The organism is Steroidobacter sp., from assembly GCF_016790065.1.
Classification (GTDB): Bacteria; Pseudomonadota; Gammaproteobacteria; order Steroidobacterales; family Steroidobacteraceae; genus Steroidobacter.
Window position 1 is genome coordinate 1 of the sequence record NZ_JAEUPY010000033.1, and the last position, 4,475, is coordinate 4,475.

The 4,475-nt window shown below is 60.7% G+C and carries 3 protein-coding genes; 1 reads left to right on the plus strand and 2 read right to left on the minus strand.

Translation table 11 applies throughout. The features are described from left to right. The coding region (locus JNL55_RS01290; protein ID WP_293848457.1) for a cellulose synthase subunit BcsC-related outer membrane protein at positions 1-637 on the plus strand (637 nt) is incomplete at its 5' end. 4 nt (positions 638-641) lie between these two features. Here the strand turns inward: JNL55_RS01290 and bcsG are convergent. Further along, positions 642-2,237 (minus strand): cellulose biosynthesis protein BcsG, encoded by a 1,596-nt coding sequence (bcsG, locus tag JNL55_RS01295; RefSeq protein WP_293848459.1) that lies wholly within the window; start codon positions 2,235-2,237, stop codon positions 642-644. Then, a partial coding sequence (gene bcsA, locus JNL55_RS01300) for a UDP-forming cellulose synthase catalytic subunit (RefSeq protein WP_293848460.1) occupies positions 2,237-4,475 on the minus strand: 2,239 nt, incomplete at its 5' end. The genes bcsG and bcsA, both read right to left, overlap by 1 nt.

Sequence of the window (4,475 nt, forward strand, 5' to 3'; positions counted from 1 at the left end):
CGTGCAAACCGGCCCGTACCTCGACGCCGGAATTTATCGCGAGCGTTATTCCATTGCCGGCGCTGTTCGCGCCACTGACTTCACTGGCGAACACGTGCTCGACAATCGGTTCTACGGCGCGCGAGCTGCGGCAGACTGGAAGTTCTATTCCGAGCCCTATGCACGTGCGTCGCTGGGTCTGTCGATCAACTACTGGCAGTTCGAACACAACCTGCAGAACTACACGTTGGGCAGCGGCGGCTACTACAGCCCGCAGTCCTATCTGAGCGTCGCGTTGCCACTGGAAGTGTGGGGCGAGTATCGCGACTGGAGTTATCGTCTGCGCGGCTCCATCGCTCACTCACAAAGCAAGTCCGATCCCATTGCCATGTATCCCAAGGATCCGACGCTACAAAGCGCGGTTGGCTCGGCGGTGTTCGGCGACGGCAGCAGTAGCGGCAGCACCAGTTTTTCCGCGTACGCTGCGGTGGAACGCCAACTCACGCCGACCTGGGTCATCGGCATGAAGCTCGATATCGACCGAGCGGACTACTACGACCCGACGGTGTTCACCATTTATCTGCGACACGCGCTCGCGCCATGGACCACGCGCATCGCCGTGCCGCCACGCCCCATCCAACCTTACAACGACAAGTAAGCGGCTATTGTTTAGCGCTCCGGCGCGCCGACACATCCCAAGACGTCCATTCTCCGCTCGGCATGCGCACCATGGTGTGCTCGCCGATCTGCATCATGGTGGTCTGCTCGTTCTGAGCCACTGCGTCGGTCTGCGGCAGATTCTGAGTGTAGGTACTCACGTGCAGATTGGTCTTGGTGAACGGATTGTCGCTGATGAAACGCGACAGCAACTCCGACACGGCGAGGTAACTGGTCGGCGCTTCGACGCGCTGCTGAACATCGGTCACATCGCCACTGGCATTGATGAGCATCACACCCACCGGCACATGAGTGATGCCTCGCGTGGGCACTTCACGTAACCCTGGAATCTGACGTCGATCGCCTCGCACGGCCGCACCATGCTCAGGAATGAACACGACGATGGCGCGCCGGCCCGATGCCTGCACATCATCCAGGAAGCGACGGATATCGCTGGAGAACCGCGTCATCCGCGCCTGATACGACGAGCCGCCTTTGCCCGGCTCATCCACCTTGTTGCCGTCATGCAGGCTGATGCTGTTGTAGTAGAGCGCGATCCGCGACGTCGGATCCTTCAAGCGCTGGCCCCACCATCTCGACAGCACTGAGTAGTCGTCATAGATCGGCGAACCGTCGAACGCATGCTGAGTGATCGACGCTTTGTCGTGCGCTTGGGGCTCAGCGGGGAAGCCGCCGTGGACACGCACGTCCGCAAAGAAGTCGCCGAAGTGGCCGTCATGGTTCATCAACCAATGCGGCTCAAAGCCGACGCGCTGCAGGCCGTCGATCAATAAACACTCGCGTTTGGGCGGCTCATACAGGTCGCGCTGCTCGGTTTGACCACAGCTGCCGCGAAGTAAACGAATCGCCGCCGGGCCGCTGTAACTGGCCGCCGAACTGAACTCGTCGAACAGAATGTCGAAGCGGCGTAACAACGGATCTTCGGTGTCACGCACGAAGTCCAGATCGTCCCAAGACAATGAACACACGTGCAACAGGATGATGTCGTACGGCGCGTCGTCGCCGGTGAGCGGCGAGAAGCGCACCTGGCGCATCTGCTCCTTGGCATAGAAGTCGGTTAACATGGTGTTGAGGGCTTCGACTCGCATGTTGCGAGGATCGATGACGGCTTGAGTCGTGGTGCGCGCACCCGACGCAGGCGCCACGTTGGCCATTGCCGACTCCAGCGGCAGATGCGATTCGGGTCGGAGAAACACGATCAAGATGGCCACGAACACGAAGGTGCTGAGACGCAGCTTGCGGCGCGCCAGGCCATAGACGAAGCCCATCACGATCAAGCCCAACAGCAACTGCCAGTTGATGAAACGTTGCGCCAGCTCCCACAAATATTCGGGCGTGAAGTCTTTCAGAAAACTGGTGGTCTCCAACACGCGGCCGAATGGCGGCAGCCACGAGTCGTGATACAGCAGGATGATGCCGAGCGGCACGGCGATCAGGTTCTTGGTGAACCGTTGCCGTCCGTTCTGTGGCGGCAACGTAGTGAACACGGCGAACGCCAGATTCAACCAAGGATTGAAGCCGATGTAGCCCAATCCATAGAGCATCAGCTTGGCGAAAAAGTAAGCACTCCACAGACCCATCAGGTCACCGCCCGTCGCCGCACATCATTGTTCCACCACGCCGTCAAACCGCTGTACACGCTCTCGAACAGGCGCACATAGCCGGTCGCACCGAATGAAAAGACTTCAGCCAAGCTGGCCAACGGCCGATCCGGCTGCGTGCCCCGATCCCAATCGGCCCAGGCGCCGGGCGCGGCGAACGTGCAGCGGACATAGTTGGCCTCGTCCTGGATGGGCATGGGCATCAACCGCAGGCCGACATGCGCATCACGCACCACCGCCGCCTCCACCGGGAACCGGAACACCTGATCTTCGCTCACCAACTCCAGCGTCAACACTTCACCGCGCGTTACGCCGCCAGGAGTCAGCAAGCGGATACCGACGCCGCCCATGGAGAAGTCCTCGGTCTCGCAGCCGATGCGCCGGCCGTCGACAGCCTCCAGGATGGCAGGCACGGACTTCACCACTCGATGCGCGCCGCGCACCTGACGCGTCTCGGCAGCGACACCCAACACCGCACCCAGCAAGGTCAGATTGAACAGCGTCCAGATCAAATTCACCACCACCGTGGCCGCCTCGAACGAATTCCAGAACAACAGCCGCGGAATGGCGATCAACGCACCCAGCAGATTCAACGACACCAGCACCAGATACGGCGCCGAAATGCGCCAGTCGAAAAAGTCATGCTCGATCAAGCCGCCCTTGGCGGTGACGTTGAACTTGCCCAGCTTCGGATTGATCAGCGCGACCGTGGTAGGCCACGCGATGTACCAGGACAGCACCGCCTCATAAGCTTCGTTCCAGAACGAGTGCCGGAAACGTCCTTGCAGATGCGAGTTGGCGATACTCGACTGCATCAGGTGCGGCAAGGCATAGGCGCCGAGCGTCAAGGCTGAGGCGTTGATGATGTGCAGTTCGAAGAACAAATAAGTCAGCGGCGACGTCAGGAAAATCAGCCGCGGGATGCCCGAGAAGAAATGCAGCATCGAGTTCGAATAGCACAGTCGCTGGAAAAAGCTCAGCCCGCGACCGAGCAGCGGATTGTCGAGCCGGAAAATCTGCGCCATGCCTCGCGCCCAGCGAATGCGCTGACCGATGTGGCCGGACAGACTTTCAGTCGCGAGGCCGCCTGCCAACACCTGGCGTAAGTAAGCCGTGGTGTAACCACGACGATGCATCTTCAGCGCGGTGTGTGCATCTTCGGTGACCGTCTCGACCGCGATGCCGCCCACCTCCTCCAATGGCCCACGCCGAATCACGGCGCACGAGCCGCAGAAGAACGTCGCGTTCCACAGATCGTTGCCGTCCTGAATCAGGCCATAAAACAAATTGCCTTCGTTGGGCACGCGGCGGAAGGTGCCGAGATTGCGTTCGAACGGATCGGGCGAAAAGAAATGATGCGGGGTCTGCATCATGGCGCACTTCGTGTCGCGCAAGAACCAGCCCATGGTGGTGGTCAGGAAGGTGCGCACCGGAATGTGATCGCAATCGAAAATGGCGACGAACTCGCCGCCGGTCAGCTGCAGTGCATGATTCAGATTGCCGGCCTTGGCGTGAAAGTTGTTGGCGCGAATGATGTACTGCGCGCCACACGACTCGGCGAACTCTTTGAACTCGGCTCGGCGCCCATCGTCCAGCACATAGACGCGCAATTTGTCGGCCGGCCAATCCAGATTCAACGCCGCCAGCACCGTCGGCTTCACCACTCGCAACGGTTCGTTGTAGGTGGGAATGAAAACATCCACGGTCGGCCAGCTGCTGCGATCCATCGGCAGTGGCGCCGGCTTACGACGTAGCGGCCGCGCGTTTTGAATGTAGCCCAGCACCAGCACCACCCAGGTGTAGCACTCGGCTGCCAGCAAGCCCATGCCCAGAAAGGCTTCCAGCGGCGAATCCAGATCGGTGGTCTGAGTGAGTCGCCACCAGATGTAACGCGACGACGCGAGCACCGAGACGCCCATCAAGATGATGGCCGGACCGTAGCCCGTGAGCTGGCGCGTCAGCAGCGTGAGCACCCACATCGCTACCAGCACCACCGCTTGCTGACCCAAGCTCAGCGGCGTCGTGGCGGCGGCCACGAACACGAGCACGGCAACGGTAATCAACGAGTAACGAACAGCCACGTGCAGGCGTGAGAACACCTGACTGATCGCCAGCGACGCGCGCTCGAGCAATTGCGAGCCCGACCAAGCCACCGGCATCACGTAGGGATAGGCCGCTTGATGCAACAGTGTGCGAATCGATGGCGGTCGGCCGCGC

Coding starts and splice junctions, on each gene's coding strand:
- bcsG (WP_293848459.1), bottom strand. CDS start 2,237: ATGGGTCTGTGGAGTGCTTACTTTTTCGCCAAGCTGATGCTCTATGGA.